This is a genomic window from Mycolicibacterium phocaicum (assembly GCF_010731115.1).
In the GTDB taxonomy this organism is placed as follows: Bacteria; Actinomycetota; Actinomycetes; order Mycobacteriales; family Mycobacteriaceae; genus Mycobacterium; species Mycobacterium phocaicum.
This window is the reverse complement of sequence record NZ_AP022616.1, coordinates 3,732,996-3,751,245: the sequence shown is the minus strand read 5'-3', so window position 1 is coordinate 3,751,245 and position 18,250 is coordinate 3,732,996. Positions and strand designations below refer to the sequence as shown.

Below are 18,250 nucleotides of genomic sequence, written 5' to 3'. Positions count from 1 at the left end.
ACCCGATGACCGACACCATGCCGCCCGAGGGCGACCGCATCGAACCGGTTGACATCCAGCAGGAGATGCAGCGCAGCTACATCGATTACGCCATGAGCGTCATCGTCGGCCGCGCGCTCCCCGAAGTCCGCGACGGCCTCAAGCCGGTGCACCGACGGGTGCTCTACGCCATGTACGACTCGGGATTCCGGCCGGACCGCTCGCACGCCAAGTCGGCACGTTCGGTCGCCGAGACCATGGGTAATTACCACCCCCACGGTGACTCGTCGATCTACGACACCCTGGTCCGTATGGCCCAGCCGTGGTCGCTGCGCTACCCGCTGGTCGACGGCCAAGGCAACTTCGGTTCGCCGGGTAACGACCCCGCCGCCGCCATGCGTTACACCGAGGCCCGGCTCACCCCGCTGGCGATGGAAATGCTGCGCGAAATCGACGAGGAGACAGTCGATTTCATCCCCAACTACGACGGCCGCGTCCAAGAGCCGACCGTCCTGCCCAGCCGGTTCCCGAACCTGCTGGCCAACGGCTCCGGCGGTATCGCCGTCGGTATGGCCACCAACATCCCGCCGCACAACCTGCGCGAACTCGCCGAGGCCGTGTACTGGTGCCTGGAGAACCACGAAGCCGACGAGGAGACCACCCTCGAAGCGGTGATGGAGCGGGTCAAGGGTCCGGACTTCCCGACCCACGGCCTGATCGTCGGGACGCAGGGCATCTCCGACACCTACCGCACCGGCCGCGGCTCGGTGCGCATGCGCGGTGTCGTCGAGATCGAGGAAGACGCCAAGGGCCGCACCTCGCTCGTCATCACCGAGCTGCCGTACCAGGTCAACCACGACAACTTCATCACCTCGATCGCCGAGCAGGTGCGCGACGGCCGGATCGCCGGCATCTCCAACATCGAGGACCAGTCCAGTGACCGCGTGGGTCTGCGCATCGTCGTCGACCTCAAGCGTGACGCCGTCGCCAAGGTGGTGCTGAACAACCTCTACAAGCACACCCAGCTGCAGACCAGCTTCGGTGCCAACATGCTGTCGATCGTCGACGGCGTACCGCGCACCCTGCGGCTGGACCAGATGATCCGGTACTACGTCGCCCACCAGCTCGACGTCATCATCCGCCGCACGCGGTACCGGTTGCGTAAGGCCAACGAGCGCGCCCACATCTTGCGCGGCCTGGTGAAAGCCCTTGACGCCCTTGATGAAGTCATCGCGCTGATCCGTGCGTCGGCCAACGCAGACGCGGCCCGGACGGGCTTGATGGAGCTGCTCGACGTCGACGAGATCCAGGCGCAGGCCATCCTCGACATGCAGCTGCGTCGTCTGGCCGCCCTGGAACGGCAACGCATCGTCGACGATCTGGCCAAGATCGAAGCCGAGATCGCCGACCTCGAGGACATCCTCGCCAAGCCCGAGCGGCAGCGCGCCATCGTCCACGACGAGCTCAAGGAGCTCGCCGACAAGTACGGCGACGACCGTCGTACCCGCATCATCGCGGCCGACGGTGACGTCACCGACGAGGACCTCATCCAGCGCGAGGACGTCGTCGTCACCATCACCGAGACCGGCTACGCCAAGCGCACCAAGACCGACCTCTACCGCAGCCAGAAGCGCGGCGGTAAGGGCGTTCAGGGCGCCGGGCTCAAGCAGGACGACATCGTCAACCACTTCTTCGTGTGCTCGACGCACGACTGGATCCTGTTCTTCACCACGCAGGGCCGGGTGTACCGGGCCAAGGCGTACGACCTGCCCGAGGCCTCGCGGACCGCGCGCGGCCAGCACGTGGCGAACCTGCTGGCCTTCCAGCCGGAAGAGCGCATCGCTCAGGTCATCCAGATCAAGAGCTACGAGGACGCGCCCTACCTGGTCCTCGCCACCCGCAACGGTCTGGTGAAGAAGTCCAAGCTGGCCGACTTCGACTCGAACCGCTCGGGCGGCATCGTCGCGATCAACCTGCGCGACGGCGACGAACTGGTCGGCGCCGTGCTGTGCTCCGCCGAAGAGGACCTGCTGCTGGTGTCCGCCAACGGCCAGTCCATCCGGTTCTCCGCGACCGACGAGGCGCTGCGGCCGATGGGCCGCGCCACCTCCGGTGTGCAAGGCATGCGGTTCAACGAAGACGACCGATTGCTGTCGCTCAACGTCGTGGTGCCGGACACCTACCTGTTGGTCGCGACGGCGGGCGGTTACGCCAAGCGGACGGCCATCGACGAGTACACGGCACAGGGCCGCGGCGGCAAGGGCATCCTCACGATCCAGTACGACCCCAAGCGTGGCAGTCTGGTCGGTGCGTTGATCGTCGATGACGACACCGAGCTGTACGCCATCACTTCCGGCGGTGGTGTCATCCGGACCGCGGCACGTCAGGTGCGGAAGGCCGGACGGCAGACCAAGGGTGTGCGGTTGATGAACCTGGGTGAGGGCGACACACTGATTGCCGTCGCGCGCAACGCCGAAGAGGCCGAAGGTGGCGACGAGACCGACACCGAGGTCGTCGACACCGCGACCGAGACCGAGACCGACGAAACGTAGTGCTGCGACTGTCCCCAGCCGCCCTGATTGAAGGAGCCGCCAGGTGAGTTCCCCGAACGAGCCGGGATACACCCGTACCGGTGACGGACCCGCGAGCAATAACGGGCCCGCCACCGGATCGGGTGGCGGCGCCCACGCGGCCGACCAGAGCGGGGACACCCCGCCCTGGCAGCGGACCCGCAGCGGGGCCCAGGCGGACGCTCCCGCGGCCGGTGGGCAGAGCCTCGACGAGCGGCTGAACCGCTTCGTCAGCGGTAGTGGATCGGGATCGGCGTTGTCCGGCGGTTCGCCGTCCGAGGCGGAGACGACCATCACGCCGGCTGTGAATCCGGATGTCCCGCCGGTGCCCCCGGTGCCGGCGGCCCCGTCGTCCCCCGCGGTGACCCCGCAGGGCAATGTGCCGCCGAAGCCGGTCCGGACGGCCGAGACCGTCCGGACGGAAACCCGGCCCGAGGCCGCCTACGCCAGCGAGATCCCGGACCTGTCCCGCCAGCCGCAGCGCCGTGCGGGCGAGCCGCGGGAGCCCCGCAGCACCGTCGTCACGGTGTCGCCGGCCCCGGCGCGTTCGGCGGCGCCGCGCAGCCGTGCGGGTGCCCGCCAGGACGGCCCGGTGCGGGCCAGCATGCAGGTGCGCCGCGTCGACCCGTGGAGTGTGCTGAAGGTCTCGCTGGTGCTGTCGGTGGCGTTGTTCTTCGTCTGGATGATCGCCGTCGCGTTCCTGTACCTCGTCCTCGGCGGCATGGGTGTGTGGAGCAAGCTCAACAGCAACGTCGGTGATCTGCTCACCAGTGGTGGCGGTAGCGGCGGCGAATTGGTTTCTGCCAGTACGATTTTCGGCGGCGCAACCCTCATCGGGTTGGTCAACATCGTGCTGCTGACAGCCATGGCCACGGCCGCGGCGTTCGTCTACAACCTGACCACGGATCTGGTCGGCGGCGTCGAGGTGACGCTCGCGGACCGGGACTAGTCGGCGGGCCTGCGGGCGCGACTGACGTCGCGTTTTGGGCGCAGAGGTACCCATACGGTAATCTCATCGCTCGGCCGCAAGGCCACTTTCGGGCCTATAGCTCAGGCGGTTAGAGCGCTTCGCTGATAACGAAGAGGTCGGAGGTTCGAGTCCTCCTAGGCCCACGGAAGTCGGTATCACCGACTCCCCCACCGGAAGGGTGCACCGTGAGATTGGTTCTGCTGGTGCTCGGTGCCATGGTCGCGATCGCAGCCGGCTTTGTTTGGCGGACCCGGCATGGCGCAGAGGTCTGGCACTCCATTCAATCGGACACCATCGAGGGGCCTTAGCTCAGTTGGTAGAGCGCTGCCTTTGCAAGGCAGATGTCAGGAGTTCGAATCTCCTAGGCTCCACAAGAATTCACAGCAGTGCCGAAGCGGTTCCGATGTCCATCGGGCCGCTTTTCTCGTGTTGGCCTCCAACGGCGGTCCAACGTCGCCGTCCTACGCTGCCCGCATGACGACAGAGATCAGCTATGCGAAGTGGATGTTGCCACTGTCGGTGCCGTTCGGTCTCGGGCCCAAGCACAGCGACGTGCAGGTGCGCGACGGCGCCCTGCACGTGGCCATGGGGTGGGGATTTTCCGCCGAGATCCCGCTGGCGTCGATCAAGGAGGCCGGCCGCTGGGAGGGCCGCATCACGTCCTGGGGTGTGCACGGCTGGCGCGGACGCTGGCTGGTCAACGGTTCCTCGGATGGTGTCGTGGCGCTGACCATCGATCCGCCGGTGAAGGCCAAGGTGTGTGGGGTGCCGGTGACGCTGCGGGAGCTCGGCGTCAGCGTGACCGACCCCGATGCCCTCATCGCCGCCTGCACCACGTGACGAACATGAGCTTGGGTGCCAAATCCGGCCAGGATCGGGCACCCAAGCTCAGTCTCGGCGCTGAGAATCAGGGCTGCGGTGTCACGTCCACGCTCGGGGGCAGTGGGGACGGTTCCGGCTGCATCGAGCGCCGCACGATCGAGAACGTGATGCCACCGAGCGCCAGGACCGCGACGGTCGCACCGGCGAGCAGCAAGGGCCGGCGACGCTTGGCGCCCGACTCCACGACCAAAGCCAGATCGCCCGCGGAGTCCTCGCTGCGCCGGCATTGACGTCCGACCCACCGGGCGGTACCCAGGGTCGAACCGACGCCCAGACCGAGGAGCCCGCGCAGCATCAGCAGCGGCCCGACGATGGTGTACTTCAGCCCGCGACCCAGGCGGGCACCGGAGCTGGGGCGGCTGACCTCGGGGACGTTCTCGGTGACAGTGCTCATCAACCAACCTCTCTGCCGGACGATTTGTGGAGAGAACCGAAGCGGTGGCCCGGTCCTGTGCTCGGACATCCACGTTATTCGGTGGGGGCGACTTCGGGGTCTTAAATGTGAGTGGCAGACTGACTTTCCGTGACGAGCCCCATTCAGACTGCGACCGCGACGCTGCACACCAACCGCGGCGACATCAAGATTGCTTTGTTCGGTAACCACGCGCCCAAGACCGTCGCCAACTTCGTTGGACTGGCGCAGGGCACCAAGGATTACTCCACCGAGAACGCCTCGGGCGGCACCTCCGGCCCGTTCTATGACGGCGTCATCTTCCACCGTGTCATCGACGGTTTCATGATCCAGGGCGGCGACCCGACCGGTACCGGCCGCGGCGGCCCGGGCTACCAGTTCGCCGACGAGTTCCACCCGGAGCTGCAGTTCGACAAGCCGTACCTGCTGGCCATGGCGAACGCCGGACCGGGCACCAACGGTTCGCAGTTCTTCATCACCGTCGGACCGACCCCGCACCTGAACCGTCGCCACACCATCTTCGGTGAGGTCGTCGACGAGGCGTCGCAGAAGGTGGTGGACGCCATCGCCACCACCTCCGTCGACCGCGGTGACCGCCCGACCGAGCCGGTCGTCGTCGACTCGATCACCATTTCCTGATTTCAGCCTGACGCACGGCGCGGCAGTCCCCTACCGGGGCTGTCGCGCCGTTTGCGTTGAGCCTGCGATGCGGGCGGAAAAGTGCGAGTGCGGTGCGCCCAGGGTGCAGGATCAACGCTGTGGAATGAGGCCGGCTTCGGTCAGGGCATCGAGGACGTTGATGGGGTCGGTGCCGACGTCCCAGCGGGTGAAGACCAGGAGCCGGTCGTCGGCGGTGTCGAGCTCCAGCAGCCGCACCTTGCGGGTCAGCCGGCGGAACTCGGTGATACGCACACTCTTGAGGTCGGCCTGTGTATAAGTCTGGGTGCTGAACCACCCGCGCACCACGAGCCCGGCCGGCGTGATCGCGAGCTTCGGCCGCGCGCGCCAGGACATCACGGCGAAGACCAGCAGACCGACGGCAGCGATGCCGCCGAGAACGCGTCCGGGCAGGTCAGTGACCGAAGTCAGGGCCACCGCGGCGAGTACGACGCCGAATGCTCCACAGGCCGCGATGCCGGCTGTCGGCGGGCTCCATTGAGTTTGTTCCACGAGATGTCCACACCCTTGGGGGCAAGTTATCCACAGGCACTATCCCCAATGGGGATGAATCACATCGATGTGATTGGGTGTCCGTCAGGTTGCCAATTGGGTTACGTCACGAGACCTGGATGTAACGAACCGGGTCGGTTGACGCAGCTCAGCGCCACCGCATGGTCAGCAGCAGACCGGTGATCATGAACGCGAAGGCGATCGCGTAGTTCCACTGGGCGAGATCGGCCATCCACTGCAGCAGGTGCGGAGTACCGGCCGGGTTCAGCGCGGCGAGCTGGAACACCGCCAGCCAGATCAGACCGATCAGCATGAGCGAGCAGAAGAACACCACGAACCACACGCTCGACGGCCCGGCCTTGACCTTCACCGGCGTCCGACTCACCGGGTTGATGGTGAAGTCGTTCTTCTTGCGAACCTTGGACTTGGGCATTGGTACCTTCGCGGACAGTCGGTGCCGCACTCCCGCGCCGGTGGAGAAAAACCGGCAATTCGGTGCGACGATGGAGCGGTATGCACTCAGAGCCTAACGCAGAAGACGTGTCGCCTCGCAGGCCCTGGTTGACGGCCGGGACCTCGGAACCTGACCAACCGGCCCGCTACTCGGCCTGGCGATTCGGTGTGCCGGTGGTCTGTGTGCTCGCCGGCCTCCTGCTCGCCACCACCCACAGTGTCTCCAGGGGCAGTGAGATCCGGCGCAGCGACGCGCCCCGCCTCGTGGACATGGTCAAGGAGGCGCAGCGCACCGTCGCCACCCGGGCCGCCGAGCGCGACAACCTGCAGCGTCAGCTCGAGAATCACCACGGCGGTACCCCCGGTGCCGATGCCGCGCTCGGTGCCATCACCAGCCGGGCCAACGAACTCGGCCTGGAACTGGGCCTCGACCCCATGCGGGGACCGGGCCTGGTGATCACCCTCAACGATGCGCAGCGCAACGCGCAGGGCCAGTACCCGCGTGACGCCACCCCTGACGACCTCGTCGTACACCAGCAGGACGTCCAGGCGGTGCTCAACGCGCTGTGGCTGGGCGGTGCCGAGGCCGTCCAGATGCAGGACCAGCGGATCCTGGCCACCTCGGCCCCGCGCTGCGTCGGGAACACCCTGTTGCTCAACGGCCGCACCTACAGTCCGCCGTACGTCATCACCGTCATCGGCAACGTCGAAGGCATGCGGGCCGCACTCGCCGCCGCGCCGCTGGTGACGCTCTACAAGCAGTACGTGGTGCGGTTCGGGCTCGGTTACACCGAGGAGCCGCGGGCATCGGTGGACGTCGTCGGCCACCGGATGCCGCTGAAGCTCCGGTACGCCAAACCGGCTGGACCGGTCACATATTGAGTGCTCGGCTCGGCGGGTGACCCAGTAGCCTGGCGGCATGCAGGTTCTCGTCCTCGACAACTACGACAGCTTCGTGTTCAACCTGGTCCAGTACCTGGGTCAGCTCGGGGTGCACGCGCAGGTCTGGCGTAGCGACGACGAGCGCGTCTCCACTCCCGACGGCGTCGCCGCCGTGGCCGAGGAGTTCGACGGCATCCTGGTGAGCCCCGGCCCGGGCACCCCGGAGCGGGCCGGTGCGTCCATTCCGTTGGTCCGCGCGTGCGCCGAGAACGGCACTCCCCTACTCGGGGTGTGCCTCGGACACCAGGCGATCGGCGTCGCTTTCGGTGGCACGGTCGACCGCGCGCCGGAGCTGCTGCACGGCAAGACCAGTCAGGTCCATCACGCAAACAGTGGTGTGCTGCAAGGACTTCCGGACCCGTTCACGGCGACCCGCTATCACTCGCTGACCATCCTGCCCGAGACGCTGCCGGCTGAGCTGGAGGCCATCGGCCAGACCGACAGCGGCGTCATCATGGCCGTCCGGCACCGCGAACTGCCGATCCACGGTGTGCAGTTCCACCCGGAGAGCATCCTGACCCAGGGCGGCCACCGGATGCTGGCCAACTGGCTCGCCTTCTGCGGCCAGGCTCCCGACGAGGGACTGGTCAGCCGGCTCGAGCAGGAAGTCGCCGACGCGGTCTCGGCCGCGACTCGCACGGCCTGACCGAGCGGCCTTACGAGGCGAAGCTCAGCGTGATCGACGCGTTGAAGTTGACGCCACTGCCGGCCGCCGGCATCTGGCTCACCACCGCATTGCTGCGCTGACCGCTGTTCTGCACGTCGGCGCCCTTGATCAGCACGCCGGTCCAGCCCAGGGCGCGCAGATTCGGTTCGGCGTCGGTCCAGAACTGACCGGTCAGGTTCGGCATGACGAACTGGTTGCCCTGCGACACCTTCAGCGTGATCGGCGCGTCCTTGGCCGTCGGCGTGCCCGCCGCCGGGTCGGTGCCGATGATCTCGCCGGCCGGTTTCGGGCTGTCGATCGGGGCCGTCAGGATCGTCGTGAAGCCGACGGTGTTCAGATTCTTGGTCGCGATGTCGACGGTCTGCCCGTTGACATCGGGGATCGGGACCAGGCCCGGGCCGGAGCCGACGATGATCGTGATGACGTTGGTGATCGCGGAGGTCTGGTGCGCCGGCGGGTTGGTCGCGATGACCCGGTCCTTCTGCTCCGGCAGCGACTGCGACACCGTCTGCTGGATGTTCCGGAAGCCGGCGGACTGCAGCTTGGCCATCGCGTCGGCGGGTGACAGCTTCGACACGTCCGGGACCTCGCGCTGCTCCGGTCCGGTGGAGATGTTGATGGTGATCTCGTCACCGGCGGCGACGGAGGTGTTGGCCGCCGGCTCGGTGCCGATGACGTGGTCCGGCGCCACCGTCGAGTCGGGCCGCTGTTGCGTGCGGGTCTTGAAGCCGCGGTTCTGCAGGTTGGCGACGGCGTCGGCCTGAGCCAGCCCACGGACGTCCGGAATCTGCTGGTCGTGCGGCTTGCCACCGATCAGGTTGATGGCCACCGTGACGACGACGGTCAGCACCGCCAGGATGGCCGCGGCGATGAGCCAGCGACCGATGGGCGTCGAGGCGCGTTCCGTCGACCGGTACGGCTGGGGGTTGACGCTGATCGGCTCCGGCATCATGCTGCGCGGCCCACCGAAGCCGCCGGTGCCCATCATCGCGGTGCGCTCGGCGTCGGTGAGCACCTTGGGCGCATCCGGCGCCTCGCCGGCGTGCACGCGGATCAGATCGTTCCGCATGTCCGCGGCGCTCTGGTAACGGTTGTCCGGGTTCTTCGCCAGCGCCTTGAGCACGACGGCGTCCAGGCCGGGGCTGATGCCGGCGTGCCGCTGCGACGGCGGCACGGGATCCTCGCGCACGTGCTGGTACGCCACGGCGACGGGCGAATCGCCGACGAAGGGCGGCTCACCGGTGATGAGTTCGTAGAGCACGCAGCCCAGCGAGTACACGTCCGAGCGGGCGTCGACGTTCTGCCCGCTGGCCTGCTCGGGCGACAGGTACTGCGCGGTGCCGATGACCGCGGCGGTCTGCGTCATCCGGTTGCTGCTGTCGGCGATGGCGCGGGCGATGCCGAAGTCCATGACCTTGACCGCGTTGGACTTGCTGATCATGATGTTCGCCGGCTTGATGTCCCGGTGCACGATGCCGTGCTGGTGACTGAAGTTCAGGGCCTGGCAGGCGTCGGCGATGATCTCGATGGCGCGCTGCTGCGGGAGCGGCCCCTCGGTGTGCACGATGTCGCGCAGCGTGACGCCGTCGACGTACTCCATGACGATGTACGGCAGCGGCCCGTTGGGCGTCTCGGCTTCGCCGGTGTCATAGACCGCGACGATCGCCGGGTGGTTCAGCGCGGCGGCGTTCTGCGCCTCGCGGCGGAAGCGCAGGTAGAAGCTGGGGTCCCGAGCGAGGTCGGCGCGCAGCACCTTGACCGCCACGTCGCGGTGCAGGCGCAGATCCCGTCCGAGGTGAACCTCGGACATGCCGCCGAAGCCGAGGATGTCCCCCAGCTCATAACGGTCGGAGAGGTGCTGGGGCGTGGTCATGAGATGGCCGGTCCTGACAGATCCGGGAGACGAATCGACTGGCCCGCCGGTGCGCCTGGAGTCTTGGTGGTCTCGGTGATGGTGTTGGTGACCGTCGACTGCTGCTGGTTCTTCTGGTCCTGGCGGTCCTGCGCGTTGAGCACGATCAGGATCGCGATGACGATCGCCAGCGCACCCAGGACACCCGCCGCCCACAGCAGCGCGCGCTGCCCGGGCGAGAACGTGCGCCGGGCCGGCGGGGCCGGCCGATGGCTGCCGGTGGCGGGCCGGGGCCGCGGTGTCGCGGGTGCCGGCCGGGCGGGCTCGATGGCAGCCCGCGCCTGTGTGCTCGACGGAATGGCCGCGGGAGCGGCCCGTCCGATGGTCGGGGCCTGGTTGGGCCGCGGGGGGCGGCGTCCGGCCCGGACCGCGGCGACGGCGTCGGCGAACGGGCCGCCGCTGCGGTAGCGGTGGATGGCGTCCTTGGCGAGGCTGATCTCGATCAGCTCGCGGACGTTCGGGGGCAGGTCGGCCGGCAGCGGTGGCGGCGCTTCCTTGATGTGCTTCATCGCGACGGTCAGCGCGCCGTCGCCGGTGAACGGCCGTCGCCCGGACACGGACTCGTAGCCGACGACACCGAGCGAGTAGACGTCGCTGGCGGCGGTGGCGTCGTGGCCCAGGGCCTGCTCGGGCGCGATGTACTGGGCGGTGCCCATGACCATGCCGGTCTGGGTGACAGGCGCCGCGTCGACGGCCTTGGCGATACCGAAGTCGGTGAGCTTCACCTGGCCGGTCGGGGTGATCATGATGTTGCCGGGCTTGACGTCACGGTGCACCAGGCCCGCGCTGTGCGCGACCTGCAGGGCCCGGCCCGTCTGCTCCAGCATGTCGAGCGAGTGCCGCAGGGACAGTCGGCCGGTGCGCTTGATCACCGAGTTCAGCGGCTCGCCGTTGACGAGTTCCATCACCAGGTAGGCGGTGCGGCCGGAATCGTCGAGTTCGGTCTCGCCGTAGTCGTAGACGCTGGCGATGCCGGGGTGGTTCAGCATCGCGACCGTGCGCGCCTCGGCGCGGAACCGCTCGACGAATTCGGGGTCGGTCGAGTATTCGGCCTTGAGTACCTTGATGGCGACCTGTCGGCCGAGCCTGCTGTCGACGCCTTCCCAGACCTGACCCATGCCGCCTGTGGCGATGAGTCGCTGAAGTCGATAGCGGCCGGAAAGTGTGACTCCGACCCGCGCGCTCATGATCCCTCCCGTAGCGCCGCGGCGATGGTGGCCCGCCCGATGGGTGCGGCCAGCGCACCGCCGGTCGCGGACAAACGGTCTCCACCATTCTCCACTAGGACGGCGACGGCGACCTTCGGGGATTTCGCCGGGGCAAAAGCGATGTACCACGCATGTGGTGGGGTGTTACGTGGATCGGTGCCGTGTTCGGCCGTGCCCGTCTTGGATGCGATCTGCACGCCGGCTATGGCTCCCTTCTGCTGCGTCACCTGCTCGGCGCCGACCATCAGATCCGTAAGTGTAGCCGCGACCTGGGATGAGATGGCCCGCCGCTGTTGGTGCGGTGAGGTGGCCGCGATGTTGGAAAGGTCGGGTCCCTTGAGGTCGTCGACCAGGTAGGGGGCCATGCTGACGCCACCGTTGGCGACGGTCGCGGCGATCATCGCGTTCTGTAGCGGGGTCAGGGCGACGTCCTTCTGACCGATGCTGGAGATACCCAGGGCCGGGGCGTCGGAGATCGGCCCGACGGTCGATTCCGCGACCTGCAGCGGGATCGACGGCGGCGGGGTGTCCAGGCCGAACTGCTTGGCCACGGTCCGCATCGCATCGGCCCCGTTCCGCAGTCCGAGTTCGACGAAGGCGGTGTTGCAGGACTTGGCGAACGCCTCACGCAGGGACACCGTCGGGCTGCCGCCGCAGGCCGAGCCCCCGTAGTTCTCCAGCGTTGCGGTGCTGTCCGGCAACGTGATTCGTGCTGCCGATGTCAGCTGGGTGTCCGGCGTGGCGCCGGCCTGCAGCGCGGCTGCGGTCGTCAGCACCTTGAACGTCGACCCCGGCGGGTAGGTCTCGGAGATCGCCCGGTTCTGCAGCGGTGAGTCGGGGTTGTCGCGCAACTCCTGCCAGGCGGCGGACTGCCGGTCGCCTTCGTGCGAGGCCAGCAGATTGGGGTCGTACGACGGGGACGACACCATGGCCAGAATCTTGCCGGTCGACGGATCCAGCGCCACCACCGAGCCCTTGCACGGGTTGCCGCCGCAGCCCTGCTGCATGGCGTCCCACGCGGCCTGCTGCACCCGCGGCACGATGGTGGTGTCGACGTTGCCGCCGCGGGGGTCGCGGCCGGTGAAGAAGTCGGCGATCCGGTTGCCGAACAGCCGCTCGTCGGAGCCGTTGAGGATGCTGTCCTCGGCGCGCTCGAGTCCGGCGCTCGAGTACTGCAGCGAGTAGAAGCCGGTGACCGGCGCGTAGACCAGCGGGTTGGGGTAGATGCGCAGGTACCGGAACCGGCCGTTGGTCGGCATCGAGTACGCCAGCAGCTGGCCGCCTGCGGTGATCTGGCCGCGCTGGCGGGAGTATTCGTCGAGCAGCACGCGCTGGTTCCGCGGGTCGGCACGCAGGCCGTCGGCGGCGAACACCTGGGTGGTGGTGGCGTTGAGCAGCAGCAGCACGACCAGTGCCATCACCAGTCCGGAGACGCGACGAAGTGAGGTGTTCATTGCTTCTCGATCACCTCGGTGTTGGCCGCCGCGATCGGTGCTTGGTTGGGGCCGCGGGTCGACAGCGGCCGGCGCGCGACGTGCGAGACCCGCAGCAGCAGGGCCAGCAGCACGTAGTTGGACAACAGAGACGAGCCGCCGTACGACATCCACGGTGTCGTCAGGCCCGTCTGCGGGATCAGTTTGGTGACGCCGCCGACGACGATGAACAGCTGCAGCGCCAGCGCGGCCGACAGGCCCGCGGCGAGCAGCTTGCCGAAGCTGTCACGAACGGCGATGGCGGTGCGCAGCCCGCGGATGATGACGATCGTGTAGAGCATCAGCACCGCGGCCAGACCGACGAGCCCGAGCTCTTCGCCCACCGCCGCGATGATGAAGTCGGTCGAGGCGTCGGGCACGGTGCCGGGCTGCCCGTTGCCCAGTCCGGTGCCGAAGATGCCGCCGGTCGCGAAGCTGAACAGCGACTGGACCATCTGGTACCCGGCGCCGTCGGGGTCGGCGAACGGGTCCAGCCAGTTCTGCACCCGCACCCGCACGTGGTCGAAGAGTTGGTACGCCAGCAGGCTTCCCACGCCGAACAGGCTCAGCCCGATGATCACCCAACTGAGCTTCTCGGTGGCGACGTACAGCAGGACCAGGAACGTCGCGTAGAGCAGGAGGGAGGCGCCGAGGTCCTTCTCGAACACCATGACGCCGATCGAGCCGATCCAGGCCACCAGCAGCGGCGCCAGGTCGCGCGGCCGCGGCAGGTCCATCCCGAACATGTGCTTGCCGGCGCTGGTGAACAGGCTGCGCTTGGTGACCAGCACGCTCGCGAAGAAGATCAGCAGCAGGATCTTGGAGAACTCGGCGGGCTGAATCGAGAAGCCCGGCAACCGGATCCAGATCTTGGCGCCGTACTGCTCGGCCACCGAGTCCGGCAGCACGGCCGGAATCGCCAGCAGCACCAGGCCGGCGAGGCCGCAGATATAGCCGTAGCGGGCCAGCATCCGGTGGTCGTGCACGAACATCAGCACCGCGGTGAACACCAGGATGCCCAGCAGAGTCCACAGCATCTGCTGGTTGGCGTTGCCGCCCGGCAGGATCCCGGCGGGCCGGGTGTGCGCCGACAGGTCCAGCCGGTAGATCAGCACCAGGCCCAGACCATTCAGCAGCGCGACCACGGGAAGCAGCAGCGGGTCGGCATACGGCGCATACCGGCGCACCGCCAGGTGAGCGCCACCGAACAGCACGACAAAGCCGAGTGTGAACTGGATGAGGTCCAGCCGCAGGCCGCTCTCCTGATTGGCCTCGACGATGAGCAGTGCCACCGTGGTGATCACGGCGGCGAAACCCAGCAGCACCAACTCGGAATTACGCCGATTGGGTAGTGGCGGGGCGATCGCGACCGGAGACTGCGGCTGGGTGTCTTCCCGTCGCTGCGCTCGCCCGGACGTGTCTTCCCGTCGCTGCGCCGGCACCGGGGTGTCTTCGCGCCCCTTCTCTTGCCCCGGCGTCGTCATGCCGGGGCTCCCGCTCGCTCTCGGGCCGTCATGACGCGTTCCGGCAGTTGGTGCCCGGCTCCTGAGGTGGCGGAGGGAGTGCCGTGGCCGTCGGGGACGGAGCCGCGGGCGAGGTCGGGGCCGGTGCGGGGCTCGAAGGGTTGGGGGCGGGCGCCGGGCTGGGTGCCGGTGCCGGGGTCGGAACGGCTGTCGTCGGCGCCGGGGCCTCGGGACCGGGGGCCGGGCCGCGCGGTGGCTGCGGCACCACCGACAGCGACGGCGCCGGTGCGGGGGTCGGGGCGGGCGCCGGCGGGGTGGCGACGGGCGGCGCGCACAGTGGCAGCAGCGAGGCGCGGCTGAGTTCCTTGAGCTGACGGATCGCGTCGTCGACGGTGCCGGTCGGCAAGCCGGCGGTGACCTGGGCGCGGCCGGACTCGCGCAGATCGGCCACCTTCATGGGCTGGCAGCCCGCCCGGGTGTCGTCGACGCCGATGATCGTCATGTCCGAGTGGCTGTCCAGACACGCCAGCAGGTAGGGCTCCTGCAGCGGCAGCCCGAGCAGCGAGCCCGGCACGCCGCGCATGATGTAGACCGAGCCGTTGTGGCCGGAGACGTAGTAGTTGCTGCGGATCAGGTAGCGCCCGATGGCCAGTCCGCTCACGAGCAGCAGGATCAGCAGGATCGCGCCGATGATCAGATTGCGCCGGGTGTGCTTCTTGCGCTGCGGTGGATCAAGTTGTGCCGCAGGCTTTTTCGCGGCCGCTGCCACACGCTTGGGGTTGAAGGCGGAGGCGCGTCCGGCCGCGGTGTTGGGCGGCAGGGCGTCGTCGTCCTGACCTGACACCGCGCCCGCCAGGATGGGCGCGGTCTGGCCGTACTCGTAGTCGACGACGTCGGCCACCACGACCGTCACGTTGTCGGGGCCGCCGCCGCGCAGCGCCAGCTCGATGAGCCGGTCGGCGCAGTCCACGACGTCCGGGATCTGCATGGCGGTCTGGATGGTCTCGTGGCTGACGGGGTCGGACAGGCCGTCCGAGCACAGCAGGTAGCGGTCACCGGCCCGGACCTCGCGCATCGTCAGCGTCGGCTCGACCTCGTGACCGGTCAGCGCCTTCATGATGAGCGAGCGCTGCGGGTGACTGTGGGCCTCTTCGGCGGTGATGCGGCCGTCGTCTACCAGGGTCTGGACGAAGGTGTCGTCCTTGGTGATCTGGGTCAGCTCGCCGTCGCGCATCAGGTAGCCGCGGGAGTCGCCGATGTGCACCATGCCCAGCCGCGTCCCGGCGAACAGGATGGCGCTCAGCGTGGTGCCCATGCCCTCGAGCTCGGGGTCGGCTTCGACGTGCGCCGCGATGGCGGCATTGCCGTCGTGGACGGCGTCGTTCAGCTTGGCCAGCAGGTCGCCGCCGGGTTCGTCGTCGTCGAGGTGCGCGAGCGCGGCGATCACCAGCTGCGAGGCGACCTCACCCGCGGCGTGGCCGCCCATGCCGTCCGCCAATGCGAGGAGGCGGGCCCCGGCGTAGACGGAGTCCTCATTGTTTGCGCGGACCAGGCCGCGGTCGCTGCGCGCGGCATATCGGAGTACGAGTGTCACGGGCGCAGCTCAATTACCGTCTTGCCGATTCGAACCGGCGTTCCCATTGGAACCCTTACCGCCGTCGTCACTTTCGCCCTGTCCAGGTATGTACCGTTGGTCGATCCTAGGTCTTCGACGTACCACTCGGAGCCTCTCGGCGACAGCCGGGCGTGCCGTGTCGAGGCGTAGTCGTCGGTGAGCACCAACGTGGAGTCGTCGGCCCGGCCGATCAGAACGGGCTGGCTGGTCAGGGTGATCCGGGTGCCCGAGAGGGCGCCTTCGGTCACCACCAACTGGCGCGCGTACCGGCGTCGGTCCCGGTTGGGCAGCAGGGTGCCACGGAACGCCAGGCCGCGCCGCACCATGACGGCTCCGGTGGGTGCGTAGATGTCGGTGCGCAGGACACGCAGTACCGACCAGATGAAAAGCCAGAGCAACAGGAGGAAACCGACCCGCGTCAGCTGCAGAACTAACCCCTGCATCCGACGTCCTCTCCGTTGCCGCGTCGAGGCTGGGCCCGGTGCCCGGTAGCCGTCGGCATCGTCACGATACTTTGGCGCTCACCGGCCGGTGCGAACATCATCCGGCCGGTGACAGAAACCGGGCTCAGTGAACGCGGACCACGATCTCGGAGTGACCCACCCGGATGACGTCGCCGTCGGCCAGCTGCCACTCCTGCACCGGGGCGTTGTTGACGGTGGTGCCGTTGGTCGAGTTCAGATCCGAGAGCAGCGCCGTGTGGCCGTCCCAGCGGATTTCGAGGTGCCGGCGCGAAACGCCGGTGTCGGGCAGACGGAACTGCGCGTCCTGGCCGCGGCCGATGACGTTGGCGCCTTCGCGCAGCTGGTAGGTGCGGCCGCTGCCGTCGTCGAGCTGGAGGGTGACGTTCGCGCCCGCGGCGCCGTAGCCACCGCCGTAGCCGCCGGCCGGCTGACCGTAGTCGGGCTCGGCGTAGCCGGCGCCAGCGCCGCCACCGTAACCCTGGTCGCCGTAGCCACCCGGCGCCGGCGCCTGACCGTATCCCTGATCAGCGGGGGCATGACCGTAGCCCTGATCGGCCGGCGCCTGGCCGTAGCCCTGCTGCTGCGGCTGGCCGTAGTTCTGCTCGCCGTAGCCGCCCTGGCCGTAGCCACCCTGCTGGGGCTGGCCGTAGCCGCCCTGCTGGCCGCCGTAGCCCTGTTCGGGCTGGCCGTAACCGCCCTGCTGGGGCTGGCCGTAGCCGCCCTGGCCGTAGCCACCTTGCTCGGGCTGCCCATAACCGCCCTGCGGGGGCTGGCCGTAGCCGCCCTGCTGGCCGCCGTAGCCCTGTTCGGGCTGCTGGCCGTAGCTCTGCTGGCCGTAACCCTGCTCGGGCTGGCCGTAACCATGCTGAGGACCGACCGGCGGCGGTCCGGGAGGACCACCCTGCGGGCCGCCGAAGCCGCCCTGGCCGTACCCCGACGGGCCGGCGCCGTAACCGGCCTGCTCGGGCTGGCCATAGCCACCCTGCTGGCCGTATCCGGGGCCACCCTGCGGCGCGCCGTAGCCGCCCTGCTGGCCGTAACCCTGCGGTGGCTGGCCGTAGCCCTGGCTCGGGTCCTGCGGGTACTGCTGACCGCGCTGCTCGTCGGGCTGCCGTCCGTAGTCGTACTCGTCGCCTGGCTGGCCCTGTCCCGGGCCGGGACGGTGGGTCGGGTTGTCAGTCATCGTTGGTACTCCTGGTTCTGCGGTGTGCACGCGGTCGCTGGGTGCCGGCCGCGGTGGCCCGGCGGTTGAGTCGGGGTTGACCGCGCCGTGGGCGCGGAATTGGCCGGTATGAAGGCCAGGTGACGGCTCAAACCTGACGACCACCTCACCATACGTTTGCCATCCCCGCTCATGGACGAATCCCTCAAGGTGTTTGGCAAAAGCACTGGGTGTGAGGTCAGGATCGGCGTTCACCTTCTCGAAATCGGTGTTACTGAGCGTAATGACGTATTCGTTCGGTGCCAAAATACGGCCGCCACCGACATCACGGGCACCGGATTCGGCTTCCCGCTGGAGGGCGGCCTCGACTTCCGGGGGTGCGATCGACCCCCCGAAGACGCGGGCAAAAGCGTCTCCGACCGTGGTCTCGAGCTTGCGCTCGATCCGGTCGACCAGACCCATGTCCCCCTGCCTCGCTTCGTCTCGGTGGTCCAGATGTGATGTGCGCGATAACCGCGGACACCACTGTTACGCATGGTATCGGCCTGACCTTGCAATACGTGACCAACAGAATCGTGAGAATTCGAAAGCCGCAGGTCAGGAGGTGGCCGGCCGGCACGCGGACCGGCCGATCGCTGGATTTCGCGGTCGCGGCGGGCCGAATTGGGCCGTATCCGGTGGTCAGGCGCGGATTTGGAGCCGGGGGTGGGGGTGGTGATACTCTCTCCCAGTTGTTTGGGGCGAGTGGCGGAATGGCAGACGCGCTGGCTTCAGGTGCCAGTGTCCTTCGGGACGTGGGGGTTCAAGTCCCCCTTCGCCCACTCAACAAAAGCCGCGAATCCGGTTCGGATTCGCGGCTTTTGCTTCTGTCGGGCGCTGCTGTGCGAGCGAATTGACTCGAATTCGAGC

16 protein-coding genes and 3 tRNA genes are annotated in these 18,250 nt (G+C 68.3%); 9 read left to right on the top strand and 10 right to left on the bottom strand.

Going from position 1 to position 18,250, the window contains the following annotated elements:
- The first annotated feature begins 5 nt into the window (after positions 1-5).
- The 5 genes from gyrA to G6N46_RS17995 all read left to right on the top strand — a co-directional run bounded on the left by gyrA (position 6) and on the right by G6N46_RS17995 (position 4,359).
- Entirely contained in the window at positions 6-2,531 is a 2,526-nt protein-coding gene (gyrA, locus tag G6N46_RS18015; RefSeq protein WP_064857431.1) for a DNA gyrase subunit A, read from the top strand.
- Between the two features lie 43 nt (positions 2,532-2,574).
- Complete coding sequence (locus G6N46_RS18010; RefSeq protein WP_138247528.1) at positions 2,575-3,498, top strand: DUF3566 domain-containing protein; 924 nt, start codon at positions 2,575-2,577, stop codon at positions 3,496-3,498.
- 90 nt (positions 3,499-3,588) lie between these two features.
- A tRNA-Ile gene (locus G6N46_RS18005) sits at positions 3,589-3,662 on the top strand.
- Between the two features lie 155 nt (positions 3,663-3,817).
- A tRNA-Ala gene (locus G6N46_RS18000) sits at positions 3,818-3,890 on the top strand.
- A gap of 103 nt (positions 3,891-3,993) precedes the next feature.
- Positions 3,994-4,359 (top strand): hypothetical protein, encoded by a 366-nt coding sequence (locus G6N46_RS17995; RefSeq protein ID WP_138247529.1) that lies wholly within the window; start codon positions 3,994-3,996, stop codon positions 4,357-4,359.
- Positions 4,360-4,426: 67 nt separating this feature from the next.
- On the opposite strand, the gene cwsA is transcribed toward G6N46_RS17995, so the two are convergent.
- On the bottom strand, positions 4,427-4,795 hold the full coding sequence (gene cwsA / locus G6N46_RS17990; RefSeq protein WP_061005899.1) for a cell wall synthesis protein CwsA: 369 nt from the start codon (positions 4,793-4,795) through the stop codon (positions 4,427-4,429).
- A gap of 129 nt (positions 4,796-4,924) precedes the next feature.
- Here cwsA and G6N46_RS17985 point away from each other — a divergent pair, with 129 nt between their 5' ends.
- The gene (locus tag G6N46_RS17985) at positions 4,925-5,452 is read left to right on the top strand and encodes a peptidylprolyl isomerase (RefSeq protein ID WP_061005901.1); all 528 of its coding nucleotides are present in this window, start codon (positions 4,925-4,927) and stop codon (positions 5,450-5,452) included.
- 111 nt (positions 5,453-5,563) lie between these two features.
- On the opposite strand, the gene G6N46_RS17980 is transcribed toward G6N46_RS17985, so the two are convergent.
- Positions 5,564-5,983 (bottom strand): PH domain-containing protein, encoded by a 420-nt coding sequence (locus tag G6N46_RS17980; RefSeq protein WP_138247530.1) that lies wholly within the window; start codon positions 5,981-5,983, stop codon positions 5,564-5,566.
- 148 nt (positions 5,984-6,131) lie between these two features.
- Positions 6,132-6,416 carry a cell division protein CrgA gene (gene crgA / locus G6N46_RS17975; RefSeq protein WP_020099906.1) on the bottom strand — a complete coding sequence of 95 codons (285 nt, stop codon included), beginning with the start codon at positions 6,414-6,416 and terminating at the stop codon, positions 6,132-6,134.
- A 107-nt stretch (positions 6,417-6,523) separates the two neighbouring features.
- On the opposite strand from crgA, the gene G6N46_RS17970 reads away from it, so the two are divergent.
- Both G6N46_RS17970 and G6N46_RS17965 read left to right on the top strand, forming a co-directional pair.
- A complete protein-coding gene (locus tag G6N46_RS17970; protein WP_234880471.1) occupies positions 6,524-7,318 on the top strand; it encodes a DUF881 domain-containing protein in 795 nt (264 codons plus the stop codon).
- 37 nt (positions 7,319-7,355) lie between these two features.
- Complete coding sequence (locus G6N46_RS17965; RefSeq protein ID WP_061005907.1) at positions 7,356-8,024, top strand: aminodeoxychorismate/anthranilate synthase component II; 669 nt, start codon at positions 7,356-7,358, stop codon at positions 8,022-8,024.
- A gap of 10 nt (positions 8,025-8,034) precedes the next feature.
- On the opposite strand, the gene pknB is transcribed toward G6N46_RS17965, so the two are convergent.
- The 7 genes from pknB to G6N46_RS17930 form a co-directional block, all read right to left on the bottom strand.
- Positions 8,035-9,918 carry a Stk1 family PASTA domain-containing Ser/Thr kinase gene (pknB, locus tag G6N46_RS17960; protein ID WP_138247531.1) on the bottom strand — a complete coding sequence of 628 codons (1,884 nt, stop codon included), beginning with the start codon at positions 9,916-9,918 and terminating at the stop codon, positions 8,035-8,037.
- A complete protein-coding gene (locus G6N46_RS17955; RefSeq protein WP_061005914.1) occupies positions 9,915-11,144 on the bottom strand; it encodes a protein kinase domain-containing protein in 1,230 nt (409 codons plus the stop codon). The genes pknB and G6N46_RS17955 overlap by 4 nt, the downstream gene beginning before the upstream one ends.
- Positions 11,141-12,619: a D,D-transpeptidase PbpA gene (gene pbpA, locus G6N46_RS17950; RefSeq protein WP_138247532.1), complete on the bottom strand. Its 1,479-nt coding sequence runs from the start codon at positions 12,617-12,619 to the stop codon at positions 11,141-11,143. The genes G6N46_RS17955 and pbpA overlap by 4 nt, the downstream gene beginning before the upstream one ends.
- Complete coding sequence (locus tag G6N46_RS17945; RefSeq protein WP_138247533.1) at positions 12,616-14,121, bottom strand: peptidoglycan glycosyltransferase RodA; 1,506 nt, start codon at positions 14,119-14,121, stop codon at positions 12,616-12,618. The genes pbpA and G6N46_RS17945 overlap by 4 nt, the downstream gene beginning before the upstream one ends.
- Before the next feature lie 28 nt (positions 14,122-14,149).
- Positions 14,150-15,694: a PP2C family protein-serine/threonine phosphatase gene (locus tag G6N46_RS17940; protein WP_163692857.1), complete on the bottom strand. Its 1,545-nt coding sequence runs from the start codon at positions 15,692-15,694 to the stop codon at positions 14,150-14,152.
- Positions 15,691-16,158, bottom strand: coding sequence for an FHA domain-containing protein FhaB/FipA (locus G6N46_RS17935; RefSeq protein WP_138247538.1), 468 nt, complete (start codon positions 16,156-16,158; stop codon positions 15,691-15,693). The genes G6N46_RS17940 and G6N46_RS17935 overlap by 4 nt, the downstream gene beginning before the upstream one ends.
- A gap of 124 nt (positions 16,159-16,282) precedes the next feature.
- Complete coding sequence (locus G6N46_RS17930; protein WP_138247539.1) at positions 16,283-17,803, bottom strand: FHA domain-containing protein; 1,521 nt, start codon at positions 17,801-17,803, stop codon at positions 16,283-16,285.
- A gap of 276 nt (positions 17,804-18,079) precedes the next feature.
- Here G6N46_RS17930 and G6N46_RS17925 point away from each other — a divergent pair.
- Positions 18,080-18,162, top strand: a tRNA-Leu gene (locus G6N46_RS17925).
- The last annotated feature ends 88 nt before the right edge of the window (positions 18,163-18,250 follow it).

Coding starts and splice junctions, on each gene's coding strand:
- pknB (WP_138247531.1), bottom strand. CDS start 9,918: ATGACCACGCCCCAGCACCTCTCCGACCGTTATGAGCTGGGGGACATC.
- cwsA (WP_061005899.1), bottom strand. CDS start 4,795: ATGAGCACTGTCACCGAGAACGTCCCCGAGGTCAGCCGCCCCAGCTCC.
- crgA (WP_020099906.1), bottom strand. CDS start 6,416: ATGCCCAAGTCCAAGGTTCGCAAGAAGAACGACTTCACCATCAACCCG.
- G6N46_RS17930 (WP_138247539.1), bottom strand. CDS start 17,803: ATGGGTCTGGTCGACCGGATCGAGCGCAAGCTCGAGACCACGGTCGGA.
- G6N46_RS17935 (WP_138247538.1), bottom strand. CDS start 16,158: ATGCAGGGGTTAGTTCTGCAGCTGACGCGGGTCGGTTTCCTCCTGTTG.
- G6N46_RS17995 (WP_138247529.1), top strand. CDS start 3,994: ATGACGACAGAGATCAGCTATGCGAAGTGGATGTTGCCACTGTCGGTG.
- G6N46_RS17945 (WP_138247533.1), bottom strand. CDS start 14,121: ATGACGACGCCGGGGCAAGAGAAGGGGCGCGAAGACACCCCGGTGCCG.
- gyrA (WP_064857431.1), top strand. CDS start 6: ATGACCGACACCATGCCGCCCGAGGGCGACCGCATCGAACCGGTTGAC.
- pbpA (WP_138247532.1), bottom strand. CDS start 12,619: ATGAACACCTCACTTCGTCGCGTCTCCGGACTGGTGATGGCACTGGTC.
- G6N46_RS17965 (WP_061005907.1), top strand. CDS start 7,356: ATGCAGGTTCTCGTCCTCGACAACTACGACAGCTTCGTGTTCAACCTG.
- G6N46_RS17955 (WP_061005914.1), bottom strand. CDS start 11,144: ATGAGCGCGCGGGTCGGAGTCACACTTTCCGGCCGCTATCGACTTCAG.